The 24,929-nt window shown below is 40.9% G+C and carries 24 protein-coding genes and 2 pseudogenes; 15 read left to right on the top strand and 11 right to left on the bottom strand.

Features of this window, described 5'->3' with window-relative positions:
• The first annotated feature begins 2 nt into the window (after positions 1-2).
• The 4 genes and pseudogenes from JCM15074_RS12900 (at position 3) to rlmB (ending at position 5,324) form a co-directional block, all read left to right on the top strand.
• Entirely contained in the window at positions 3-1,298 is a 1,296-nt protein-coding gene (locus tag JCM15074_RS12900) for an adenylosuccinate synthase (RefSeq protein ID WP_025821570.1), read from the top strand.
• Positions 1,299-1,438: 140 nt separating this feature from the next.
• On the top strand, positions 1,439-2,083 hold the full coding sequence (locus tag JCM15074_RS12895) for a tetratricopeptide repeat protein (RefSeq protein ID WP_025821569.1): 645 nt from the start codon (positions 1,439-1,441) through the stop codon (positions 2,081-2,083).
• 41 nt (positions 2,084-2,124) lie between these two features.
• A pseudogene (gene rnr, locus JCM15074_RS22125) lies at positions 2,125-4,586 on the top strand (ribonuclease R).
• On the top strand, positions 4,587-5,324 hold the full coding sequence (gene rlmB / locus JCM15074_RS12885) for a 23S rRNA (guanosine(2251)-2'-O)-methyltransferase RlmB (protein WP_025821568.1): 738 nt from the start codon (positions 4,587-4,589) through the stop codon (positions 5,322-5,324). It abuts the pseudogene before it with no gap.
• A gap of 83 nt (positions 5,325-5,407) precedes the next feature.
• Here the strand turns inward: rlmB and JCM15074_RS12880 are convergent, their stop codons facing one another.
• The 3 genes from JCM15074_RS12880 to JCM15074_RS22120 all read right to left on the bottom strand — a co-directional run bounded on the left by JCM15074_RS12880 (position 5,408) and on the right by JCM15074_RS22120 (position 8,474).
• Complete coding sequence (locus JCM15074_RS12880) at positions 5,408-6,880, bottom strand: EAL domain-containing protein (RefSeq protein ID WP_084267005.1); 1,473 nt, start codon at positions 6,878-6,880, stop codon at positions 5,408-5,410.
• Positions 6,881-7,098: 218 nt separating this feature from the next.
• Positions 7,099-7,584 (bottom strand): MATE family efflux transporter, encoded by a 486-nt coding sequence (locus JCM15074_RS25485; RefSeq protein ID WP_306302229.1) that lies wholly within the window; start codon positions 7,582-7,584, stop codon positions 7,099-7,101.
• The gene (locus JCM15074_RS22120) at positions 7,485-8,474 is read right to left on the bottom strand and encodes an MATE family efflux transporter (RefSeq protein ID WP_306302228.1); all 990 of its coding nucleotides are present in this window, start codon (positions 8,472-8,474) and stop codon (positions 7,485-7,487) included. Before JCM15074_RS22120 ends, JCM15074_RS25485 begins: the two co-directional genes overlap by 100 nt.
• A 100-nt stretch (positions 8,475-8,574) precedes the next feature.
• Here JCM15074_RS22120 and JCM15074_RS12870 point away from each other — a divergent pair, with 100 nt between their 5' ends.
• On the top strand, positions 8,575-9,456 hold the full coding sequence (locus JCM15074_RS12870; RefSeq protein WP_025821566.1) for a LysR family transcriptional regulator: 882 nt from the start codon (positions 8,575-8,577) through the stop codon (positions 9,454-9,456).
• 9 nt (positions 9,457-9,465) lie between these two features.
• On the opposite strand, the gene JCM15074_RS12865 is transcribed toward JCM15074_RS12870, so the two are convergent.
• Positions 9,466-10,212, bottom strand: a complete 747-nt coding sequence (locus tag JCM15074_RS12865) for a DUF481 domain-containing protein (RefSeq protein ID WP_025821565.1) — start codon at positions 10,210-10,212, stop codon at positions 9,466-9,468.
• A gap of 294 nt (positions 10,213-10,506) precedes the next feature.
• Here JCM15074_RS12865 and rpsF point away from each other — a divergent pair, with 294 nt between their 5' ends.
• The 4 genes from rpsF to rplI are packed head-to-tail and all read left to right on the top strand — an operon-like array spanning position 10,507 to position 11,937.
• Positions 10,507-10,902, top strand: coding sequence for a 30S ribosomal protein S6 (rpsF, locus tag JCM15074_RS12860; protein WP_025821564.1), 396 nt, complete (start codon positions 10,507-10,509; stop codon positions 10,900-10,902).
• Positions 10,903-10,910: 8 nt separating this feature from the next.
• On the top strand, positions 10,911-11,216 hold the full coding sequence (gene priB / locus JCM15074_RS12855; RefSeq protein ID WP_025821563.1) for a primosomal replication protein N: 306 nt from the start codon (positions 10,911-10,913) through the stop codon (positions 11,214-11,216).
• 12 nt (positions 11,217-11,228) lie between these two features.
• A complete protein-coding gene (gene rpsR, locus JCM15074_RS12850) occupies positions 11,229-11,456 on the top strand; it encodes a 30S ribosomal protein S18 (RefSeq protein WP_025821562.1) in 228 nt (75 codons plus the stop codon).
• A 28-nt stretch (positions 11,457-11,484) separates the two neighbouring features.
• Positions 11,485-11,937 carry a 50S ribosomal protein L9 gene (rplI, locus tag JCM15074_RS12845; RefSeq protein ID WP_025821561.1) on the top strand — a complete coding sequence of 151 codons (453 nt, stop codon included), beginning with the start codon at positions 11,485-11,487 and terminating at the stop codon, positions 11,935-11,937.
• Between the two features lie 132 nt (positions 11,938-12,069).
• Here rplI and JCM15074_RS12840 read toward each other — a convergent pair whose 3' ends face one another.
• Positions 12,070-14,271, bottom strand: coding sequence for a S46 family peptidase (locus tag JCM15074_RS12840; RefSeq protein ID WP_025821560.1), 2,202 nt, complete (start codon positions 14,269-14,271; stop codon positions 12,070-12,072).
• Between the two features lie 114 nt (positions 14,272-14,385).
• Here JCM15074_RS12840 and dnaB point away from each other — a divergent pair, with 114 nt between their 5' ends.
• The 3 genes from dnaB (at position 14,386) to JCM15074_RS12825 (ending at position 18,289) form a co-directional block, all read left to right on the top strand.
• Positions 14,386-15,792 (top strand): replicative DNA helicase, encoded by a 1,407-nt coding sequence (dnaB, locus tag JCM15074_RS12835; RefSeq protein WP_025821559.1) that lies wholly within the window; start codon positions 14,386-14,388, stop codon positions 15,790-15,792.
• A 39-nt stretch (positions 15,793-15,831) separates the two neighbouring features.
• A complete protein-coding gene (gene alr / locus JCM15074_RS12830; protein WP_025821558.1) occupies positions 15,832-16,911 on the top strand; it encodes an alanine racemase in 1,080 nt (359 codons plus the stop codon).
• Positions 16,912-17,065: 154 nt separating this feature from the next.
• Positions 17,066-18,289 carry a BamA/TamA family outer membrane protein gene (locus JCM15074_RS12825; RefSeq protein ID WP_037469688.1) on the top strand — a complete coding sequence of 408 codons (1,224 nt, stop codon included), beginning with the start codon at positions 17,066-17,068 and terminating at the stop codon, positions 18,287-18,289.
• Between the two features lie 149 nt (positions 18,290-18,438).
• Here the strand turns inward: JCM15074_RS12825 and JCM15074_RS12820 are convergent, their stop codons facing one another.
• The gene (locus tag JCM15074_RS12820) at positions 18,439-18,885 is read right to left on the bottom strand and encodes a hypothetical protein (protein WP_025821556.1); all 447 of its coding nucleotides are present in this window, start codon (positions 18,883-18,885) and stop codon (positions 18,439-18,441) included.
• Between the two features lie 336 nt (positions 18,886-19,221).
• Between JCM15074_RS12820 and JCM15074_RS12810 the strand changes: the two genes are divergently transcribed.
• Positions 19,222-19,815, top strand: coding sequence for a hypothetical protein (locus JCM15074_RS12810; protein ID WP_025821554.1), 594 nt, complete (start codon positions 19,222-19,224; stop codon positions 19,813-19,815).
• Positions 19,816-19,952: 137 nt separating this feature from the next.
• On the opposite strand, the gene JCM15074_RS12805 is transcribed toward JCM15074_RS12810, so the two are convergent.
• Positions 19,953-20,423, bottom strand: a complete 471-nt coding sequence (locus JCM15074_RS12805) for a Dps family protein (RefSeq protein WP_037469685.1) — start codon at positions 20,421-20,423, stop codon at positions 19,953-19,955.
• 142 nt (positions 20,424-20,565) lie between these two features.
• Between JCM15074_RS12805 and JCM15074_RS12800 the strand changes: the two genes are divergently transcribed.
• A complete protein-coding gene (locus tag JCM15074_RS12800) occupies positions 20,566-20,904 on the top strand; it encodes a hypothetical protein (RefSeq protein ID WP_025821552.1) in 339 nt (112 codons plus the stop codon).
• An 11-nt stretch (positions 20,905-20,915) separates the two neighbouring features.
• A complete protein-coding gene (gene rimI / locus JCM15074_RS12795; RefSeq protein ID WP_025821551.1) occupies positions 20,916-21,359 on the top strand; it encodes a ribosomal protein S18-alanine N-acetyltransferase in 444 nt (147 codons plus the stop codon).
• Between the two features lie 64 nt (positions 21,360-21,423).
• Here the strand turns inward: rimI and lipA are convergent, their stop codons facing one another.
• The 4 genes and pseudogenes from lipA to JCM15074_RS12775 all read right to left on the bottom strand — a co-directional run bounded on the left by lipA (position 21,424) and on the right by JCM15074_RS12775 (position 24,872).
• Positions 21,424-22,389, bottom strand: coding sequence for a lipoyl synthase (gene lipA / locus JCM15074_RS12790; protein WP_025821550.1), 966 nt, complete (start codon positions 22,387-22,389; stop codon positions 21,424-21,426).
• A pseudogene (gene lipB, locus JCM15074_RS22115) lies at positions 22,386-23,037 on the bottom strand (lipoyl(octanoyl) transferase LipB). The gene lipA and the pseudogene lipB overlap by 4 nt, the downstream one beginning before the upstream one ends.
• A 293-nt stretch (positions 23,038-23,330) precedes the next feature.
• A complete protein-coding gene (gene ybeD / locus JCM15074_RS12780) occupies positions 23,331-23,597 on the bottom strand; it encodes a DUF493 family protein YbeD (RefSeq protein ID WP_025821549.1) in 267 nt (88 codons plus the stop codon).
• A 96-nt stretch (positions 23,598-23,693) separates the two neighbouring features.
• On the bottom strand, positions 23,694-24,872 hold the full coding sequence (locus JCM15074_RS12775) for a serine hydrolase (protein WP_025821548.1): 1,179 nt from the start codon (positions 24,870-24,872) through the stop codon (positions 23,694-23,696).
• Between the last annotated feature and the right edge of the window lie 57 nt (positions 24,873-24,929).

Genomic DNA, 24,929 nt, shown 5'->3' with positions numbered 1-24,929 from the left:
CAATGGGCAAAAATGTAGTAGTACTCGGCACCCAATGGGGTGACGAAGGAAAAGGTAAGATTGTCGACCTTCTAACCGAACAGGCAAAATATGTAGTTCGCTACCAGGGCGGCCACAATGCTGGTCATACCTTGGTGATCGATGGTGAAAAAACCGTTCTTCATCTAATCCCGTCTGGAATTTTACGTGATAATGTTAAATGCATTATCGGTAATGGCGTTGTATTAGCTCCTGATGCTTTAATGACTGAAATTGGCATGCTTAAAGAGCGTGGCATTCCAGTTGAAGAGCGTCTATTAATCTCTGAAGCATGTCCACTTATTCTACCATTCCATTGCGCTCTTGATATCGCTCGTGAAAAAGCGCGCGGTAACAATGCAATTGGTACAACTGGTCGTGGTATTGGCCCAGCTTATGAAGATAAGATTTCTCGTCGCGGTTTACGCGTTGGTGATCTATTCAATGCTGAGCGCTTCGCGGCTAAGTTAAAAGAAGTTATGGCTTATCATAACTTTATGCTGACTGAGTACTATAAAGTTGAAGCTGTCGATTATGATAAGACTTTAGCTGATGCGTTAGCTCTTGCTGATTACTTGAAGAGTATGTGTACCGATGTTAGCGAGCTGCTTGATCAAGCTCGTAAAGCGGGTGAGCCAATTCTATTTGAAGGTGCTCAAGGTACATTACTTGATATTGACCACGGTACTTACCCATTTGTGACATCATCAAATACAACTGCAGGTGGCGTAGCTACTGGTAGTGGTTTTGGTCCTCGTCACTTAGATTATGTACTAGGTATTATCAAAGCTTACACTACTCGTGTTGGTGCAGGTCCATTCCCAACAGAATTGGATGATGAAATCGGTGAACACTTAGGAACTAAGGGTCACGAGTTCGGTGCAACAACGGGTCGTAAGCGTCGTCCAGGTTGGTTAGATATTGTTGCTATGCGCCGTGCAGTGCAGATCAACAGCCTTTCAGGTTTATGTTTAACTAAACTAGATGTATTAGATGGCTTAGAAGAAGTGAAGTTATGTGTTGGTTACCAGTACCCAGATGGTTCTGTTTCAACAGTAACGCCACTGGCTGCTGAAGGCTACGAAGAAGTGACTCCTGTGCTAGAAACTATGCCAGGTTGGAGCGAGAACACCTTTGGTGCGACTTCGTTAGAACAGCTTCCTGCTGCAGCTATCAACTACATTAAGCGTATTGAAGAGCTTCTTGAAACTCCAATCGATATCATCTCAACTGGTCCAGATCGTAACGAGACCATGATTTTGGTGAATCCATTCGAGTAATCGATTAAGGGCCGCGCTAAGCGGCCTTTTTATTGAGATTTTGACCAGAGTCAGCATTCAGTAAACTAACATCAACTTCAGTAAAACTTGGCTGTGCCGATAGTAATATAGTTAGGCATAACTTAGGGATGAGGGAGTTTATGTTAGTTTATTTTTTATTAGCACTATTGTTATTACCATTTTCACAGGCGTATGCTGTAGATCAGCAACAAGATAACAAGCAAATTATAGCGGTGCATATCTATACTGATGCACAATTGCTAGAATTAATTCGTGATAATCAATATCTACAACAGGTAACCGCAGATCGATGTCAATTAGTGAATGACATAAGAGCGAATGCCGAAGTGCTTACAGAGCCCTTGTACCAATTTTTATGGGGAGAGATGCTTAACCATGGTGTGTGTGTTAAGGCTAATCCTGCAAGGGGAATGAAGCAGTTAATGCAGTCAGCAGAACAAGGAAGCCCAGAGGCTTTAGTGAAGTTGGCGCAATATTACCGTGATGGTAAATATGTGATTAAAGATAAATCGCGGGCAGTACATTATGCATTGCCAGCCGCCGCAGGAGGTGATTTACCTGCACAGTTGATATTAGTTGAGTTACTAGGACAGGGCTTTGGTAGTCCGCTAGATTACGAACTGGCATATCACTGGCTTTATAATCAGGTATTTGCCGATAGTGCGACAAAAAAGAAGGCACACAAATTATTGCAAGTACTCGCAACAAAGATGCCCGATAGTGCCGTAGCACGGGCCCAAAAAGTGTATTTGCGCAGTTATTAAATGTTCAAGCAAGGGCTTGAACTAAAATTTTTGGAACATGAATGATACAAGACCCTCATTTTGAGCGTGAACAGAATAAGTACGACAATCCCATTCCTAGTCGCGAATATATTTTGGACTATTTGCGCTCTCAAACATCCCCTGTCAGTCGCGAAAATGTTGCGGCTGCATTAAATATTACTGATGAAGAGCAATTAGAAGCCTTACGTCGTCGCCTTCGCGCGATGGAGCGTGATGGTGAGTTAGTTTATACCCGTGGCCACAGCTATGGTTTACCTGAACGTATGGATCTGATGTGCGGCACCGTACTTGGCCATCGTGATGGCTTTGGTTTCTTCCGTCCGGATGAAGGCGGTGATGATCTCTATATCTCTAACCGAGATATGATGCTGTATTTCCATGGTGACAAAGTACTGGCACAAAAAGCGGGTACAGATCGCCGTGGTCGCCGTGATGCGCGAATTGTACGCTTAGTGAGTGAACGTGCCGCTGCATTAGTGGGGCGTTTCCACGTCGATTCTGGCATGGCATTTGTTATTGCAGATGATAAGCGAATCACCCAAGAGATCTTGATTGCCAATGAAGATCGTAATGGTGCGCGTCAAGGTGATGTTGTAGTCATTGAACTGACACGCCGCCCAGGTCGTTATGTTAAGGCGGCTGGTAAAGTCACTGAAGTTTTAGGACAACAGATGGCGCCGGGTATGGAGATCGAAATTGCGCTGCGCAATTATGATTTGCCACATACTTGGTCACCAAATATTGAAAAGAAATTACGCCGTATTCCGGATGAAGTGACAGAAGCCGAAAAGGTTGAACCCGGTCGTGTTGACCTACGTCATTTGCCATTAGTGACTATTGATGGCGAAGATGCACGTGACTTTGATGATGCAGTTTATGCTGAGAAGAAGCGTGGCGGTGGTTGGCGTCTATGGGTTGCTATTGCAGATGTGAGTCATTACGTACGTACAGATTCTGCATTAGATAAAGAAGCGCGTAGCGTGGTAACTCTGTTTACTTCCCATCGCAAGTGATCCCAATGCTGCCTGAAAAACTATCAAATGGATTATGTTCACTTAATCCACATGTTGATCGTTTATGTATGGTGGCGGAGATGACAATTTCTGCTAATGGTAAATTGTCTGGTTATAAGTTTTATCCTGCGGTGATGCATTCTCATGCGCGTTTAACTTATACCCAAGTTGCCGATATGCTTGAAGGCGGTGAGGTTGCTGAGCAATACCAGCAAGTTTTTCCTCATTTACAAACATTACAAAGCTTATATCTTACTTTAGATGAGTTGCGTGCTGAACGTGGCGCTATTGCATTTGAAACTTTAGAAACTCAATTTATCTTTAATGAACAACGTAAGATTGAACGTATTGTGCCGCGTGGTCGTAATCAAGCACATAAGATCATTGAAGAGTGCATGATTATGGCAAACGTTGCTGCGGCTAAGTTTGTCATTAAAAATAAAGGCGAAGTGTTATACCGTGTGCATGAGGCTCCATCTGAACAGAAATTAACTCAAGTTAAAGAGTTTTTAGCTGAGCGTGGTATTACGATGGGAGGCGGTTTAGAGCCTACTCCTGCAGACTATCAAGCGGTAATGGAACAAGTGCAAGGCCGTACGGATGCTGAACTTATCCAAGTGATGCTGCTACGTTCTATGCGTCAAGCAAGTTATACACCGGACAATGAAGGTCACTTTGGTTTAGCGTTAGAGGCATACTCGCACTTTACCTCGCCAATTCGTCGTTACCCTGACTTAATTTTACACCGTGTTATTCGTTATCTACTGACTAAAGAGCATAACGATAATAAAGAAAAATGGACTCAAGATGGTGGTTATAACTATCAGATTGAAGACTTAGATTTACTTGGTGAAGAATGTTCTAACACAGAGCGCCGCGCCGACGAAGCAACCCGTGACGTAAGTGATTGGCTTAAATGTGAGTTTATGCAAGATCATGTTGGAGATACCTTCACTGCGGTGGTTGCATCGGTCACTAGCTTCGGCTTATTTGTTCGTTTAGATGAGCTATTTATCGATGGTTTAGTGCATATCTCTAGCTTGGGTAGCGACTATTATCAATATGATCCAAGTCGTCAACGCTTAATCGGTGAGAGTTCTGGCCAAATTTATCAAATTGGTGATGCTGTATCGGTTAAAGTTGCAGCAGTTAATTTAGATGACCGTCAAATTGATCTGATTATGATTGGTGATGAAGGTAAAATACGCCGCCGTAATCGAGCGGGTAAGCCATTAACAGCCAGAGAACGTGCCAACCTTGAAGGTGCTAAAGCAGCTAAGTCTGATTCATCAGCTAAAGATAAATCAACTCGTGGCGCAACTAAGCCTAAAAAGTCGGGTTCAAAGTCCAAGGCTGCTGGTAAATCAAAGTCAGCACCTAAGCGAGCTAAGGCTTCAGATAAACCGGGTAAATCAATCAAACGCCCAAGTAAACGTACCAGTACTGCTGGTAAAGCGAGACGTAAGTAAATGAAAAAAAATGATATTGTTTTTGGTATTCACGCAGTGGAAGCTTTATTAAATAATGCGCCTGAGCGTATTCTTGAAATGTGGCTACTACAAGGTCGTCAAGACGATCGCTTAATGCCAATAATTAATGCGGCTCGTGATTTTGGTGTGTCTGCCCAGCAGGCTTCACGTAAAACATTAGATGATAAAGCAGATAGTTCACAGCACCAAGGTGTTGTAGTACGTGTAAAAGCGGCAAAACAACTAAATGAAAGCCATTTAGATGCATTATTAGCCAAGACTGATGTGCCATTTTTATTAATTCTAGATGGTGTTACTGATCCGCATAACTTAGGTGCATGTTTACGTAATGCTGATGCAGCTGGCGTACAAGGTGTAATTGTGCCTAAGGATAACTCTGTAGGTTTAACTCCAGTAGTCAGTAAGGTTGCTTGTGGCGCGGCTGAAACAGTACCGTTATTTCAAGTGACCAACCTTGCACGTACTATGCGCCATCTACAAGAGAAAGGCGTGTGGATTATCGGTACTGCGGGTGAAGCAGATTGTAATCTATACCAAGCTGACCTAAAGGGCCCATTAGCGATTGCTATGGGGGCTGAAGGCAAAGGTTTACGTCGATTGACTCGTGAAGGTTGCGATACCTTAGTATCGATTCCTATGTCAGGCAGCGTATCAAGTTTGAACGTGTCAGTTGCGACTGGTATCTGTTTATTTGAAGCTGTGCGTCAACGTTTATAACACAAACTTATAGTTAAACGACTTTCTCGTTTTGCGTGTTTGTTAGACAGTAAAAAAGCCAACTCAACGAGTTGGCTTTTTTGTTATTTAATGCGAGTTAAAAATTGTCTAATAGGTTGTGGTTTACTGAAGAAATAGCCTTGAAAAAGATTAAGGTTAACAAGTTCAAGTCGTGCTAATTCAGTTTGAGTTTCCACGCCTTCCATGATCACAGGTAACTGCCAGTTATTCACTAAGGTGACAATATTCTCTAGTATTGAATCATCGCCAATTTCATTGGCAATCGAGATGAAAATGCGATCTATCTTGATAATATCAAAGGGTAAGCTGTGAGCAGTTAAAATATTAGAATAACCCGTACCAAAGTCATCAAGTGCCCAACGAATGCCATACTGTTTCAGTAATGCCATGTTATGTTTAACTTGCTTGAGGAAAAATAGTCGGCGGTCTCGTTCCGTTAACTCAAATACCAGACCATGTTGCAGCGAAGTATTTTGTTTTATCAATTGCAGTAGCGTATCGATAAAATCATCATCAAGAAGCATTTCTACTGTCATATTGATGGAGATGTAAAAATCATGATTAATTTGATTGATTTTGCTCTTATCAATAGCTAGTTGCGACAATAATTGTAGTGTGACTGGCTTGATTTTCCCTGTAGTTTCTAAATACTCAATAAAAACTGCTGGGGGGAGAATCTTCGATCCTTTTTCATGCCAGCGGCATAATAGCTCTGCACCAATAAATCTTTTTTCTTTAGTCGAGTAGATTCCCTGATAGTAAGGAATAAATTCATTTCGTTTTATACTTTTTCTAATTCGCATTGAAAAATTAAGATTTTTTAGTTTTAAATAATTAACTAATAACCTTACAAGATAGATAGTAATATAATTAATGCTAAATAAAATTAAGAACATAATAACCATTACATGAATACGAATTCCTGTTGTAATGGTTACCCCCAAAGAACGTGTGACAATTTTTTCAAACTTAATAAAATCTTTAGGCTTACCAAAGATATTTTTGGGGCTGTTGGTTTCACTGATTTGATAAGTTAAAAATGAATATGCAGTTGCATTTAACTTTTCAGCAATAGATTGAAGGTTTAAAAACATTTGATAATAGCCATTACCAAATTTGAACATGTAAACTACAACTGATTGGTTTAATTTGTCATGTTTTTCTTTGATTAATATAGGGTCCTGTCCAGGATAAGATAGTGGACTGAGATTTTTGGGAACTTGGTACATCATATCCGCATTTCTATCAGAATACAGATAGTGGTTATCTTTAATGTAATAGATACCGCGCATTGAATCAGTAGAGAGTACGATATCTTTTAAAAGTTGTTGTCTTTTAATAATACTTAATTTTTCGTTATGAGATTGTTTGATCTTTTCTTTTGGTGTGTAAACTTTGTTGTATAAAATATCTGCTATTTCATATGTTTTTAGTATAGATGTCGTATAACAAAATATATACAACAATATTATCGTTAATAAAGAACTTAATATTGTGGTGAATAATATGCTTTTTTTGATTTGAGCCTTAGACATTATGACTAATATGTAATAGGTAAGATATTGTGATTATTATATATCAAGCAATAGCAATTATTAGATATAAAATATCAGCAAACTGTCAGTTTATTTTAATGTGTAAAATATTTTATTGTAATTCGTTTGCTAACGATTAAATTCCGCATGGATTTGTTTGGCTTTTGTTGTTTATTATGAGGGGTGGTCGTGTTAATTATAACAAGACCACTCATCTTTTATGCAATTAGTGGCTTTACTTCTGCTGTTACTACCGTTGTTGGTGATTTTTTGAGTTCACGCCAGACTAATGGTGCCACAATCATAAATAGTACTAAGTTTGAGATTGGCATGGCTAACCACACACCTTCTACTCCCATCATTTTTGGTAAAAAATAGAGGAAAGGTATTTGAATTAACATGTTGCCCATCGAGGTCATAATGGCCTTAGTAGGTTGGTTAATAGACATAAAGAAAACTGACGCCAGCGCAATAAAACCATCAAGGCACATAGCAAAAAGATGGAGTTGGATACCGGTCATAGCTTTGGCACTAATTTCTGGTTCACCTTGACTAAACAATCCAATAAAAAAGTGTGGGAATAGGTTTAGTAATAGTGTCCAACTTAGTCCTGACACAATAATAACCGTAGCAGCAATTTTAACGACTTTAGTAATGTAACTATGCTGCTTGGCTCCATGGTAAAAACTGGCTTGCGGTTGCATACCTTCGGCGACGCCTGAGCTAACAGGTAATATAACGACATCAAATAACCTACGATGGCAAAAGCACCAATCGTGATGGAGTCGCCGTACTGCATAAATAGCCAGTTATGAATAGCGACTACAAAGCTACTGTATAAAAACATCACGAGGCAAGATGAACCTAGGATAATGCTACGGCCACCGATTTTATAATCGAATTTCAGCTGAGATAAATTGAGTCGTAGGCTACTATAACGGCTAAAGAAGTAACTTATACCAATCAACATAATAACTGTTTGAGCAATAATAGTGGCAATAGCGGCACCTTTTAACCCCATCGCTAATACGCCAACAAATAGATAGTCTAAACCGATATTGCTGATCGCACCGATAAGTAATAAGCCTGTCGCTAAATTAGGGCTATCATCATTACGAATAAGCATAGGTATAGCATTTGCTGCAACAGTAATAATGCCTGCAATCATAAAAATATCGATATAACGACTGCCTTCAAGGTAGGTGTCTCCCTCAGCATTTTGCCAACTTAAACTGGCATGGCCAAATACTGCGAGCATGGCACAGCAAGCAAGACCTAATAAAATGATGAGATAGAGGCTACTGCTTAAGGCTAGTTTTGCTTTGCTGGGATTATTTTCGCCACGAAACATAGACACCATGCTGCCAGAACCCATGCCAATAAGTACCCCAAGAGCACTGAGTACATAGACGATAGGCCAAGCCATATTAATGCCAGCAAGCCCACTAGGCCCAACGTATTGCCCTACGAAAATACCATCAATAATAATATATAACCCACTCACCAACATGGCGATGACTGCGGGGAGGGTATAGCGCCAAAAAGTTTTTTGGATCTGCTTATCTGTTTGAGGTTGGTTTGTTATTGCGTGCATAACTTAAGGCGGCTCACTGATCAAATTGCCGCTATTATCCTAGAAAGTCAGATTGTTTAAAGTTAATATCTATAACAATATCGGATAGGTGGTGGTGACTATGCAGTGGAATTTAGATCAGTTACAAGCCTTTGTCGTTGCGGTTGAGCAAGGCTCATTTTCAGCCGCGGCACGTAAAATTGGTAAAGCGCAATCGCGGATCAGTACTGCAATTGCTAATTTGGAATTAGATCTTGGTTTTGATTTGTTTGATCGGAGCAACCGTTTGCCTGTACTGACCGAGCAAGGGCGGGAGATGTATATTGATGCTCGTTCCGTTTTAAGCCAATGTCAGCGTTTGTCATCTAGAGCTTCAATGCTCGCTAAGGATGAGGCGGTTTCTTTGACGGTTGCGATTGATGAAGCGGTACCGATTGAAGCCTTTGAAACATTCTTTGTTGATGTTGCTAAACGGTTTCCTGAGCTAACGTTAACTATATTAAATGGTGCACAACAGGATATCGCCCATTGGGTTGAGCATAAACAAGCTGATATTGGTGTAATGTTTCACTTTGCGCCGATGTCGACAAATTTGGATTTCATCTCGATTGCTAATTTTCGACAATCATTAATTGTCAGTCCAACTCATCCATTAGCCCAATATAAACAACCCTCATTAACTCAACTAAAACAATATCGGCAGTTAGTTATTCGTAATCGATTGAGTGGAGAGCAAGGCATTACTATCTCACCAACCCATTGGTTTATCGATAGCTATTACTATATATCCTCTATGGTCAGTCATGGTGTTGGTTGGGCTTTGGTGCCTGAACATGTTGCACGTAATGATTGGTATTCTGGTTTACTCACGGAGCTATCGACGCGGCAAATCTCGGGTAGTTTGAATATGGAAATGGGCGTAGTCAAACGGCGTGATAAGGGCATGAAGCAGGTATTGGCGTGGATGCACTCTTATTTAGACAGTATGTTTAATACCGTCTAATGCTGATGGTTATTGGAAGGTATATAGCAGATTAAAGGTGGTAATCGTATCGGTTTGCTTAGTCCCTTCAGGTACCACTTCGGTATATTTAACACTCACGCCAATTTTAAATGCCCAATCTTGAAATAAGGTATTTTTATAGTTGGTATCGAGAGCCAGTGTGTTGTTATTTTCGCCCACTTCAGCAGTTAAGTCTGCTGTTAAGCTGGTATATTCTTGCAGCTTTTGTTCAAATTTGACTGCGGTACGTAAAATCACATCTTGTTCTGCGGGTAGGTCAGTGGTTTGATCATCGACATTATTCGGTTTGTTATATCGAAAACCTGGGCCTACTTCTAGGCTTAATTTGGTTAAGCTAGAGCTGATTGCGTCAAAACCATAACCACTAGAAACGGTAGCTATTTTGGTATAACTACCAAATTTATCCCAAGTGAAATCACCTCGACCAAAGATATAACCGCCGTTGAGTTTATAGTTACTCTGCAGTTGTAAGTCGTATTTTTCTGAGGTGGTAGTCTCATCATCTGACGCAAAATAGGCTTTTATGGTGCCTTCTTGCTTGGCATTCGTGGTGTCATAAACCATTTTAATGCGACTATTAAAGCTGGTGGATTCAGTATTACCGGTATTAAGCTGAAAACCAGCTTCAACTTCAGTGGTAAAGTCGCTTGGCGGTTCTTGATAATCCGGTGGTACTAATGCAAATGCTGAAAATGAGATGCAAGATAAACTTGTAGCGATGAGAACTTTATTCATTATTGTTTTTAGTAATGGCTATAAGTTAAATAAGTGAAAATTCAGTGGTAAGCATCATACCTTAGATCCTCAAATTAGCTCAATATGACATTTACAGTTAGCTAGAAAAATCATGACAACTGGCTTGATTGTGACTATTTCATTTAAATTGGTTTTGGTTTGACATATTACTTGAATTTTAATATTTCATTCTGTACTATTGCGCGCCTAAATCAGTCACTTTATTTTAGTTCCTTGCCTCCATTTGGTTTGACTGAGCCAACGCCGAGGCTAGATAACCGTAAGGAGCAATAAATGCGTCATTACGAAATCGTATTTATGGTTCACCCTGATCAGAGTGAACAAGTGCCAGGTATGATCGAGCGTTATACTGGTGTTATCACTGCAGCAAACGGTACTATCCACCGTTTAGAAGATTGGGGCCGCCGTCAATTAGCATACCCAATCCAAGACCTGCATAAAGCACACTACATTCTTATGAATGTAGAAACTACTGCTGAGTCTGTAGAAGAATTAGAAACAGCTTTCCGTTTCAACGACGCTGTTCTTCGTAGCATGGTTATGCGTACTAAAGCTGCCATCACTGAAGCTTCTCCAATGGCTAAAGCAAAAGACGAGCGTGATTCACGTCGTGCTTCTGCTGAGCGTACTGAAGAAGTTAAAGAAAGCGCTGAAGAATCAGCTGAGTAAGTTTATCTGTGACCACCAACCGATTGGTGTTATCTGGCACGATAACTCGTACTAGAAGCTTTAAAAGCCCAGCAGGCATTGCACATTGTGTATTAATGTTGGAACACAAATCACAACGTTACGAAGCAGAGATGTTACGCAACGTATACTGCCAAATTCAGGTGGTATTAAGTGGCCCGCACTTTGAGTGCATTACAGACAAACTGAAAGCCGGTGTGGATATTGAGGTTACTGGATTTATTGCCCTTCAACAGAATCGCAATGGTCAGAACCGAACAGTATTACATGCTGAAAATGTCGAATTGAAAACTTAGGAGACTGTCAAAATGGCACGTTATTTCCGTCGTCGCAAGTTCTGCCGTTTCACCGCTGAAGGTGTTACTGAGATCGATTACAAAGATGTTGCTACTCTAAAGAACTACATCACTGAGAGTGGTAAGATCGTTCCTAGCCGTATCACTGGTACTAGTGCTAAATATCAACGTCAACTAGCTCGCGCTATCAAGCGTGCTCGTTATCTTTCTCTACTACCATACACTGATTTACATCAGTAATCGTTAGTTGAAAACAGAGGATTAGATAATGAACGTTATTTTACTTGATAAAATCGCTAACCTAGGTAACTTAGGTGACCAGGTTTCTGTTAAAGCTGGTTATGCTCGTAACTTCCTTTTACCACAAGGTAAAGCGGTAGTTGCTAACGCTGAAAACGTTAAAGTTTTCGAAGCTCGTCGCGCTGAATTAGAAGCTAAAATGGCTGCTGATCTAGCTGTAGCTACTGAACGTGCTGCTAAAATCGCTGCATTAGAAAGCGTAGTAATCGCTTCTAAAGCTGGTGACGAAGGCAAGCTATTTGGTTCAGTTGGTACTCGTGACATCGCTGATGCAGTTACTGCTGCAGGTGTTGAACTAGCTAAAGCTGAAGTACGTCTACCATTAGGTGCTCTACGCACTACTGGTGACTTCGAAGTTGATTTCCAACTTCACACTGAAGTTAAAGGCCTAGTTAAAGTAACTGTTGTTGCTGAAGCTTAATAAGTCTTTGCTTTAGAAAAAACACCGTCTTAGGACGGTGTTTTTTTATGCCTGATTTTTATCGGCAATCAAAAAAACAGACATAAAAAAACAGCGCCGCTTGGCGCTGTTTTCGATCAAGTTTGGTGATTATTATTTATCTGACACAATCTCTAATTCTTCAATCAGATTTTGCGCATTATCGACCTTATCCATCATCCACAAGATATAACGCACATCGACGTGTACGGCACGGGTAATGGTTGGGTTAAAGAACCAGTCCTTGGTAATGGCTTCATAGGTTGAATCAAAATTAAGTCCCACTAATTCGCCGTCGCCATTAAATACCGGTGAGCCTGAGTTGCCGCCCGTGGTATCTACACTGGATAAAAAGTTGACGGGTACTGAGTTAAATTGTTCAACTTTGGCATCGCATGAGAAGAACATACATAACCAGCTACTTGGATCTTGATAGATATTACTGACTTGGTGTTGGCCATATTGTTTATCTTTAATGGCATTAAGCACTTTTTCTGGTGCGTTAAAAGGTTCTACGCCAGTATGTTTAGCTGTAATGCCTTCTAACTTTGTAAAAGGTTGCTTATAAAGCCCGTCTGCTGATTGGTAACCATCGACCATACCGTAGGTAATACGTAGAGTGCCGTTAGCATCAGGATATACAGGCCAGTTATTGGCTTGATAGTAGTTAATCACCGCCTGCATATATTGAGGGCGGGCTTTAGACAGTTTGCCATAGAGCGTTTTAAGCGCTTTCTCTTGCGCCATATTGGTCTCATAGAGTGCAACTGCTAAACGAATGAATGGATCTGCACTGGCTTCGAATTCGGCAGGTGTTGCTGCCATCCATGCTAAACGTTTGTCCTTATTGGTTAACCCTGTGAGCGCATAAAAGCCATCAAGTTTATCGTTCAAGCTGATATTGTTATCGCTTTCTTTTAGCATATTATCGAGCGCTGCGACTCGATGAGTTTGGGCTAGATAGGCTTCAATATCCTGTTGCCATAGGGTTTTATCCACTTTGGCATTAAAGTTTGAATCAATGCGCTTGAGGTTGGCACGGATCATATTGAGGTCGCGCTCTTGATAACCTGATTCGCGCTTTTCATCTGGCTTTTGTTGCTCTTTAGCAAGGCGATATAATTTGTTGGCTGCTGCCAACAAGGCGCTTGATTGTGCATTTTCGAAATAATAATGGGTTTGGCGTAACTCATTCTTTTGTGCCAGTAACTGTTTCAACTGGGACAATAGCTGTGGGTTTGCTTCAGTTTGTTGCCCAAACCATGCGATAAAATCATCTTCACGTTGCTGTTTAAAACCGATAATATCTGTGGCTTTAAAACCATCAAGCAAACCATTAAGTTTTTTCATTCGATTTGCCATGGAAGCAAGTGTACCTGCATATTTAATATCAATATCGGCACTATTGTTGGCGAAGTGATTAATGGTATCGATTTTTAATTGGTAGCGTTTTGCCATCTCGGGATAATGCCAGTGACTCGCAAATTCCAGTTCACTGGTTAAACGATAACGGCTGGTTGAGCCCGGGTAGCCTGCAACAAAAACGCCATCACCGGCTTTGACGCCATCAGCATTAATTTTAAGATAGCTTTTCGGCTGATAAGGCACGTTATCTTTATGGTATGGCGCGGGTTTACCATCTTTGCCGACATAGGCACGTAAGAAAGTAAAATCGCCAGAATGTCGAGGGTACTCATAGTTATCGATATCGCCACCAAATGCACCTACACTTTCAGGGGGCGCATAGACTAAGCGCACATCACGAATGATCAATTGTTTAATTAGATAATATTCTAAACCGCTGTGGTAACTGCGCACCGAGCAGCGATAATTGTCATCGCTTTCACACTCTTTAATTAAGGCTTTACGATTAGCTTGGATCTGTTGATAACGTTGCAAAGGATCATCAGATAGATTGGATAAAACTTGGCTGGTGACATCAATTACTGATTCAGTAATGTATAATCGCTCACTTGGCCCTGCAGTTGGCTCTTGCGTTTGCTTACTTGCTAGAAAACCATTAGCTAAATAATTATGCTCAGCTTTACTGTTATATTGAATTGCGCGATAGGCACAATGGTGATTGGTGACAACAAGTCCTTGGGGCGACACGAAACTGGCGGTACAATAGCCGAGACCAACAACCGCGTTCATTGGATATTGCGTTAAGTCTGCCAGTTTATTTGCTGGTATATTGATACCTCTTTCGCTAAGTTTATCAGCAATAGAGGGCATTTGATAAGGCTGCCATTGTCCTTCGTCGGCATAGGCTATGCCAGAAGACAGCACAAGGGCTGCAACCAATGCATTACGCATGTTCATTCCTTCTTTGTTTTATTATATCCATTTGGATAGGGTTACAGGTATATTCCTGTTTTGTTGGTTGTTTTATATCATATTTTGCATAAATGTTGGAAACTGGGAGTGTAAATGTCACAACAAGGTGCTTTTAAATCCAAAAATAAACCGCGCGATCTTCAGATCGACGCGTTAAAGCTACCACCACATTCGATTGAAGCCGAACAATCTGTATTAGGTGGCTTGATGTTGGATGCCGAGGCTTGGGATAAGGTGTCAGAAGCCGTTGTGAAAGAGGATTTTTATTCTCGTGCTCATAAAATGATTTTCCAAGCGATGAATAAGTTGGTCGAAAGTGGCCAACCAATCGATCTTATTACTGTGTCAGAACAGCTTGAACTGACTGATGAATTAGAAGATGCCGGTGGTTTTGCCTATTTAGGTGAGATTGCTAAAAATACCCCAAGTGCCAGTAATATTGTGTCATACGCAGAAATCGTACGTGAACGTGCGGTTGTGCGTGAAATGATCCGAGTGGCTCATGAAATTGCAGATGCAGGCTATAATCCTGAAGGTCGTGATTCAGGGGCATTACTTGATTTAGCCGAAACCAAAGTCTTTAAGATTGCTGAACAGCGAACCAGTGCTAATGAAGGCCCTGAAGGCATTAAGAGTATTCTTGAAAAAACCGTCGATAAAATTGAAGAACTTTATAACAACCCTCATAACGGTGTGACTGGGGTTTCTAGTGGTTTTGGCGACTTAGATAAGATGACCGCAGGTTTTCAGTCTGGTGATTTAATTATTGTGGCTGCCCGTCCATCTATGGGTAAGACTACCTTTGCCATGAACTTGTGTGAACAGGCCGCGATGCATGAAGATAAACCCGTACTTATTTTCAGCTTAGAGATGCCATCTGAACAGATTATGATGCGTATGTTGGCTTCATTAGGCCGAGTTGACCAAACCAAAATTCGTACGGGTCAGCTAGATGATGAAGATTGGGCGCGTGTATCGTCAACGATGGGCATTATGCTGGAACAAGGCAAGATGTATATTGATGATGGTTCAGGTCTAACACCTACCGACGTACGTAGCCGTGCGCGCCGAATTGCGCGTGAATATGGCGGCTTATCAATGATCATGGTCGACTATTTGCAGTTAATGCAAGTGCCTGCGTTATCTGACAACCGTACGCTTGAGATTGCTGAAATTTCGCGTTCATTAAAGTCATTAGCAAAAGAGTTAGAGATCCCCGTTATTGCACTGTCACAGCTTAACCGCTCGTTGGAGCAACGTGCTGATAAACGTCCTGTTAACTCAGACTTGCGTGAATCAGGTTCGATTGAGCAGGATGCCGATTTGATCATGTTCATTTATCGTGATGAGGTGTATAACAACGACTCTCCCGATAAAGGCACTGCTGAAATTATTATCGGTAAGCAACGTAACGGCCCCATTGGACGAGTTCGTTTAACGTTCCAAGGACAGTATTCTCGTTTTGACAATTATGCAGGTCCTCAGTTTGAGGAAGACTAATAGTTGCCTATATTGATTTAGTGTACACAAGGTTATTTTTTGAAACCCTTTCCTAGAGTAGAGATTAGCCGTCCCGCTTTGCGCAATAACTTAGCTAAGCTTCGTCAAATTGCGCCGCAAAGCAAGGTGATGGCAGTGGTTAAGGCTAACGCTTATGGCCATGGTTTATTAAATGTGGCTAACTGCTTAAATGATGCAGATGGCTTTGGTTTAGCTCGGTTGCAAGAAGCACTACAACTTAGAGCGGGTGGCATAAAGGCAAAATTGCTGTTACTTGAAGGGTTCTTTTGTGCCAGCGACTTACCTTTATTAGTTAATCATAATATTGATACGGCCGTTCATCATATTTCGCAAGTCGAGATGCTTGAGCAGGCTAAATTGGATAAGCCTGTAACGGTATGGCTTAAGATTGACTCCGGTATGCATCGTTTAGGTTTTTTACCTGACGAATTTGAAGCAATTTACCAACGTCTATTAGCCTGTGAGCAGGTGGCTAAACCGATTAATATGATGACTCATTTTGCCAGAGCAGATGAGCCTGAAGTTGATTTTACGGCGATGCAGTTAGCAACGTTTAATGCGCTGACTGAGCATTTGCCCGGCGAGCGTACCATGGCAAATACTGCCGGTGCGATTTTCTGGCCACAAACCCAAGCGGATTGGATCCGCCCTGGTATCGGTTTATATGGCGTGTCACCTGTTGCTGGCGATCGCGGTGATTGTCACGACTTACAGCCCGTGATGTCTCTCAAGTCAAAGTTGATCGCCGTTCGCCAAAATAAAGCGGGCGAGCCTGTGGGCTACGGTGGCTATTGGACGTCTGACAAAGATACCACTCTCGGTGTGGTAGCTATTGGTTATGGTGATGGTTATCCTCGCAATGCAGGTGATGGTACGCCAGTTTGGGTTAATGGCCGTCAAGTACCGATTGTTGGCAGGGTGGCTATGGATATGCTGACCGTTGACTTAGGTGTTGCTGCAACTGATGCTGTAGGTGATGAAGTCGAATTATGGGGAGCCTCTCTTCCTGTTGAAGTGGTGGCTGAGCATATTGGCACGATTGCTTATGAATTGGTGACCAAGTTAACGCCTCGTGTTGCTGTTTGTATTGATGAATAGACGTTAAGATTATGATTAAAACGCAGCGAATAAGCTGCGTTTTTTGTATGTGATCTATTTGGCATTTTTATATATCCAATGCATTAATTTATCGTGATCAATTCAGCAAAATGAAATAATCGCTAACTATTTTTTTGATGGGTAGTGCTGAAGTATGCGCATAGGGAAATCATGGATTACGGTATGTTCATTATTGATGTTGATGAGTATGTCGGTAAAGGCGAGTGAATTGTCGCCAGTGTCATTACCAGAGCTAAGTGCTGATTTTGAAGCGGTTCCTTTTGCATTTTCATCTGACAATATGGGCGTAGCGCTCGGTGGCGCTGGAGTTATCAAACATGCAGGCCAAGTGCAGGCATCTGTATTTGGCTTAGGGTTATATAGCTCAAATCAGAGCTGGGTGAATTATATTGGTGCCTACCACTATCAATTGCCTAAGCTCGATAGTTGGCTCTTTTCTGTAGAGTATTATCAGGGTCACTACACTGAAGCTAATTATTTTCTACCGAGTTATGAAGTTCCCAATCTGAATGACGCTGGTCTGCTTACCATTGGCGATGAGGCTTTCGCCAAGTTGCATGCAAAATATGTATTGCCTTGGGGCAAGGGACGTCATGGCGCCGCAAGAAGCTTATTTCCAAGTCAACAGCCTATCAGTTGGGATCCTCGTACTTCAGGTGTGAGCAGTATTCAATTTACCCCTTTTTGGCAAAAACGAGAGTTGCAGTTAGCACCTGAAATGATATCTGAGGTGCAAGGCATTGAAATTGAATTAGCTTGGGATAATCGTAATTTAGGGCGTAATAGTAGCCAAGGTGGTCAAACTCGCTTTAAATGGATTTTAGGTGAAAACATTGAAGATGGTGTTAATTGGGCTCGCTGGCAATTACAACAGAGTTTATTTATTCCATTAGATTCAAATCAATGGATGCGGCAACGTATTATTGCCTTGGATTTCTTTATTGCTGATACGCCAACTTGGGATCAAACTGATAGCGATAATGACTGGCAAAGACCGCCTAGTTTTGCTGCTAATAGCTTAGGTGGTTTTGAACGCTTACGTGGTTATCCAACTAAGCGTTTTACCGGGCGCAGTGCGATTAACTATACGGCTGAGTATCGAGTACAACCGCATTGGCAACCGCTACAGGATTTGCCGTTATTCAATTTATACCAAGTACCTTGGTGGCAATGGGTTATATTTGCCGAAGTCGGTAAAGTGACCAATGAATTTAGTTTCTCAGAACTGCATCAAGATATGGCATGGTCATTAGGTGGCGGTATTCGCTTTGAAGTTGAATCTGTAGTGATCCGCGCTGAATTTGCCCAAAGTGATGAGGGTACTCAAACCTGGGTGATGATAAACCAGCCATTTTAAAACAATAGCAGGAGAGCTGCGGCTCTCTTGTTATTAAGCGGTTTGTTTTATATGTTAATTTATATTGCTTGTAATGGTATGAGTATAACGATAAAAATAGTTATTTAATCTAACGTCTAGTTGAAATTAAATCATTGTTTGAACCGCTTTTATTTATCGTTACAACCTGCTGAACAGTCAACCCAAGGGTTACTGCCATACTGAACACGATGAGCGCCAAGTATATTCAACGTGATGTTGTCATATGTTGCGGTAGCCCAGACTGCATCGCCATTTGCAATCCATGTTGCTTGGTTTTGCTCTATTGCATATAAGGGTTGTTGACCTGAATAAATATGGGATGCAAACAGTTTATCTGCAATATAAAAATCAATTTTTGTACCATGAGGCATACCGATAAAATGTCCCTGTATACCGGAGATATATTGCCCATCGCAACAGCCTTCGCTTTGATTCCAATTAACTTGTGAAATAATCGCCGCACTTTGTAACTTTGTTATCGACGCTGATTTTATTTTTTCTGGATTAATCATTGGAGCTGCAGAGGCTATAAAAATATTTTGTAATAGGAATAATGTAATGGCAGGGTAATGCATAAAATATCCTTATTATGCGAGTTAATCCATGATGCTATTTAATAATATAAATTTAGAGATATGAGTATAGCCAATAAATAACGAAAAACCGATATGCTATCTCAATTCGTTTTATAAAATATAATCACTGTGAGAATAATTTATTAATATTAAATAGTCAGATGGCTTGAGAAATGATTGTTCAGCGTTTGATTTTAAAAATGTGGATTGGGTTTTACTGGTTATTACACTCAGGTAATAGTGTTTTGTATTTTAGCTATATTGCCTATCTAGGCGTAATAGTTACAATACTCTCATCGGTCAATAATATGACATTTAAATTAGAGGTAACTGACTATGGCAAAGCAGCATGATAACCCATTTCAAGTTGGGCAGGTGATTGAAAACCATCCTTTTAAATTTGGCGATGGTGCAATGTTAGAATTATTTCGTCATGACTTACCTAATACTGTCTTTGTCGGACTTGGTAATATTACTGCAGACGAGCAAGCAATGCTTGAGCAAGTGGGAGCTGAGTTAGGTGTGATGCAAACTGACAATGGTGGCTGCTTAGTGGTATTAAAATTAGGTGAGTTAGCATTTGATATTCAATTTAATGCATTAGCTATCCCTGATGACTTCTTTGATGATCATGAATTAATGCATGACACACTATCGTTTTCTATGCTGGTGATTGATACCGCAAATAGCCAGTTAAAAGTGATTCGTGATTTTTCTGTTAATACTGCTATCACAGCACAAATTGTTGCAGCAGTTAAGGCGCAACGTACTATGACAGATGTGAATGCTGTTAATGCGGAAAATGTGCACCTTCTAAATACATTGACGACTGAAGATTTAATGACGCAAGTCAATCTACAAGCTATTCAAAGTGTTGTTGCCGCCCCGAGTTGCGGTTGTGGTAGTCATCACCACCATCATCATGATTAATAAGATTTAGACATAAGTCAGCACCGTCAATAATGGCGGTGTTTTTCTATATTGCTTTATCTTGTTTCGAATATGATAAAAAATCCCCGCGGAAGGGCGGGGATTTTGCACGACATTGTTATATTTAAACGTTACGATTAAGCCAACATACTGCGTAACATCCAAGCTGTTTTTTCATGTTGCTGGATACGTTGAGTCAGTAAGTCCGCAGTCGCTTCGTCATTAGCTTTTTCAACTAATGGATACAGTTTACGAGCGTTACGAATGACAATCTCTTGACCTTCAAGTAACTGCTTAAGCATTTCATTTGCGTCTGTTACGCCATTATCTTCACTAATTTCAGTGCGTTTAGCATAAGCACTGTATGAGCCAAGGGCGCGCTCACCTAGTGCTCTAACGCGTTCTGCTATCACATCCACAGCTAATGCTAACTCAGTATATTGAGTCTCAAACATTAAATGTAATGTGTTAAACATAGGGCCTGTTACGTTCCAATGAAAGCTGTGGGTTTTTAAATATAGGCTATAGCTATCAGCCAATAACTGATTTAAACCTGCAGCAATATCTTGGCGGTCTTGGCTATCGATACCGATATTAATTGAATTCATTTTTTTATCTCCACAATTTATCTGTGGTAATAATATAGCCAAGCAGAGCATTGCATATCGGGTAAAATGGATTACTTTAATCGATTATTTGCTGAAATTTTTAGCAAATACGCTCATTTTTTATGTTAGGTAAGCGCACACCATGGAAAAACAGGCATATTTATCAGCGCTTGGTATTAGCACGTGGAAAAGGCGGCCGTTAGGACCCATACCTACGATATTAAGCGATCATCCTGCTGAACTTGTTAACCAACCTCTGGTCTCATCAGTTTTAGCCCTACTTGGGTATGATGAGTCGCAATGCCAATTTACTGATAAGCCCCGTAAGCAGGATTTAGTGTTGTGGGATTTACGTAAAGTGGCAATACCCAAAAAAGCTGGGGTGATTTATTCTGCGCCATTCGCTTCATTACTGAGTCATAGTGAAGCGAAACAAATGCTATGGCGCAATATTTGGCAAGCTAAGGAAAGCGTTAAGTAACGAGTGTAAGAATGATTGAATTATTAACTCAGGCACAAGCTCCTGCAATGGCTAAAATTGCGATTGCAGCACATTCTCATCCAATGAGTTTAGCATCGATAGAGAGCTGCTTTGGCCGGTTTTACTCCTGTTTTGGTGCATACCAAGAAGAGGTGTTAGTGGGCTTTGTGATTGTGCATCAACTATTTGAAGAGTCGAGTATTATTGACATCTGTGTTGATCCCAGCGCGCAAGGGCAACACATTGGTCAAACCTTGATGGATTACATTGAGGCCTTTTTATTGACCACTGAGGCTGAGCAAATTTTGCTTGAAGTTCGTCAGTCAAATAGTGCCGCTCTAGCTTTATATCGCAAGTTAGGCTTTATTGAAACGGGGTGTCGCAAGGGATATTACCCAACCGATGCCGGCGTGGAAGATGCTATTTTGATGCAAAAGCCGATTATGGCGCATTAGTTAGAGTTTGATGAGATAAAAAAACAGCGCTTTATGCGCTGTTTTTTATTGTTACAAGCGAGCTTTATTTAACTTCTTTACCTTGCGCTTGCAAGTCTGCATGATAGCTAGAACGTACCAATGGACCACAAGCCGCGTGAGTGAAGCCAAGCTCCTCTGCAATATGCTTTAATTGATCAAACTCTGCTGGTGGTACATAACGCGCAACTGGTAAATGGAACTTAGACGGTTGTAGATACTGGCCTAAAGTCAGCATTTCAACGTTATGACTGCGTAGGTCTTTCAGCACCTGCACAATTTCTTCATTGGTTTCACCAAGCCCCATCATCAAACCTGATTTAGTCGGAATATTTGGATGTCTTTCTTTAAAGCGCTTGAGTAAGTCTAGCGACCATTGATAATTGGCACCTGGTCGAGCCCTGCGATAATGCGCTGGCGCCGTTTCTAAGTTGTGGTTAAATACATCGGGTGGCTCAGTCGCTAAGATATCCAGTGCGGCATCAATACGACCACGGAAATCAGGTACTAATGTTTCAATTTTGATATGTGGATTAAGTTTGCGGATCTCACGGATACAATCAGCAAAATGCTGCGCGCCACCATCACGTAAGTCATCACGATCAACTGAGGTAATAACCACATATTTGAGTTTCATATCGCGAATAGTTTCAGCAAGCTTGAGTGGCTCGTTAGCATCAGGCTTTAACGGGCGACCATGAGCAACATCGCAAAATGGGCAGCGACGGGTACAAATCGCACCTAGAATCATAAAGGTTGCCGTACCGTGGTTAAAGCATTCGGCAAGGTTAGGGCATGATGCCTCCTCACATACTGAGTGCAAACCATGACTGCGCAAAGCGCCTTTAATATCTTCAATACGTTGACTTGATGCGGGTAATTTAATTTTTAACCAGCTTGGTTTACGCAACATATCCTCGCGCTCAGATGGCACAACTTTAACTGGGATACGAGCCACTTTTTCGGCATCTCTGAGTTTTACCCCAGGCTGCATGCGTTCCGGCCTATTCATATATCGGTTAATCCTTCATGGTGAGCTAACTTAGTAAAACCAAGTCGACGGCTAAATTGAGATATTAATTGAGTTGCTGCTTCCGCTACGGTTTGTGGGCCAGCCAATGACTTGCATTGTGCCATTTCTAGGCCAGCGTAACCGCATGGGTTAATACGTAAGAAAGGGGATAAATCCATATCAACATTGAGTGCAAGGCCATGGAATGAACAGCCTTTTTTTATTCTAAGTCCCAGTGAGGCGATTTTTTTCCATCGACATAAACACCGGGGGCATCGGCTTTAGCATAGGCATCAATTTGATATTGAGCCAACATGCTAATAATGCTTTGTTCGATATCTGTTACGAGTTGTCTAACACCGTGTTTCATGCGTTTGATATCAAGTAGAGGATAGATCACTAATTGTCCCGGTCCGTGGTAGGTGACTTGACCACCTCGGTCTACTTGAATAACTGGGATATCGCCGCTATTTAAAATATGTTCATTTTTGCCAGCTTGCCCTTGGGTAAAAACAGGGTTGTGTTCAACAATCCACAGTTCGTCTGGACTTGATTGATCACGGTTTTCCGTATAGTGCTGCATCGCATGCCAAACATCGGCATAATCTTGCTACCTAAGTTGCGGATATGTAAAACTTGTTCTTGCAAGATGGCATTCCCAGTAACATGATGAATGGCTCTATTATACCGTTTCAATGGCGAAATGTAAGCTGGATCACATTGCATCTTCATGCTTGATGTGATGTTGCGCAGGATAAATGATCAAGATCATTATTTTGTATGGTTTTATATGCTAGGTGATTGCTGTGCAACCGTAAATTTGAATCGAATTTAACAAGATAATGTATTTATTTTTAACATATCAGCACGGGTGAGTTAATAAAAAAGGAAAGCTAACCGAGCTTTCCTTTTTAGACAATCTAGAATAGTGATTATGATACTTACAGTACGCGGCGCACGCCTTCAATCGCAGCAAGATCTTTGTAAAGAGTTTCAATTTCTTCTTTACTGTTCACTAATACATTAATTGTAACTGAGTTATAAGTACCTTTGCTTGATGCTTTAGTCGTTGGCGAATAATCACCTGGAATGTGTTTCTGTACCACACTCACTACTTTGTCTGCTAATGCAGGATCGGCATCACCAACCACTTTAAACGGGAATGCTGTTGGAAACTCGAGTAACTGATCAAATGTTGTATCTAGCATAAGTTTTTCTCTTTAATACGTTCAATAATTAAATTATATCTAATTTGCCCGATTAACGTCATAAAAAAACCACCCTAAGGTGGTTTTTCAAAGCGATTAGTTAAACCAGCTGTGGAACATCAATTTGAAGTAATCCACTAACTTACTGAACCAGCTGCCTTCCTGTACACTTTCAAGTGTTACTAATGGGAATTGAGCGATATCTTTACCATTTAATTGGAAGTAGATACGACCGACAGTTTCACCTTTAGTTAATGGTGCTTCTAGCGTTTTAGTTAACTCGAAGTTAGCTTTAATATCTTTAGCTTGACCACGGTTAATGGTAATTGGAGTATCCGTTGCTACACCTAATTTCACTTCGCTTTGGCTACCGTACCATACTGGTTGAGTGGTAAAGGTGTCGCCTGCTTTGTACGGTGTTACCGTTTCAAAGAAACGGAAACCATAGTTAAGTAGTTTTTTGCTTTCAGCTTTACGAGCTTGTTCACTCTTAGTGCCCATAACCACTGAAATTAAACGCATACCGTCTTTAGTTGCTGAAGCGACTAGGTTATAACCTGCATCTTTAGTGTGGCCTGTTTTAATGCCATCAACATGCATGCTGGTATCCCACAATAAACCGTTACGGTTGTATTGCTTAATGCCGTTATAGGTAAATGATTTAATATCATAAAGCTTATATTCATCAGGTACGTCGCGGATTAATGCTGCACCAAGAATCGCCATATCATAAGCTGTTGATTTATGATCTTTAGCAGTTAAACCATGTGGGTTTTCAAAATGGCTATCTTTCATGCCAAGCTGTTTTGCCCATGAGTTCATCAGTTGTACGAAAGCACTTTCAGTACCTGCGATGTGTTCAGCCATTGCCACACATGCATCGTTACCTGATTGAATGATGATGCCGTGGTTTAAATCATTTACGGTAACTTTCTTACCCACTTCAATAAACATTTTTGAAGAGTCTGGGAAGTTTTTAGACCATGCATTTTTAGAGATAGTCACTTCATCATCTGGAGAAATGTTACCTGCTTTGATCTCTTGACCAATCACATAGCTTGTCATCATTTTAGTCAAGCTAGCAGGGTTTAAGCTTTCATAAGCATTCTTTTCCGCAATCACTTTACCTGTATTGTAATCCATCAATACATAGGCTTTTGCTGCAATATTTGGTGCATCAGGGATAACAACTGGTGCAGCTGCGTTGGCGGCTGTAATGGTAAATGAGCTTACCGCTACTAGTGTTATTGCAGAGTTTTTAATGAAGTTTCGCATCAACAAATCACATCTCTTGGTTGAATTCAGATAAATCGGCTCTATTGGCCGAGATTA

The organism is Shewanella marina JCM 15074 (assembly GCF_000614975.1).
In the GTDB taxonomy this organism is placed as follows: domain Bacteria; phylum Pseudomonadota; class Gammaproteobacteria; order Enterobacterales; family Shewanellaceae; genus Shewanella; species Shewanella marina.
The sequence above is the reverse complement of the archived record's forward strand: the minus strand, read 5'-3'. Positions and strand labels throughout refer to the sequence as shown.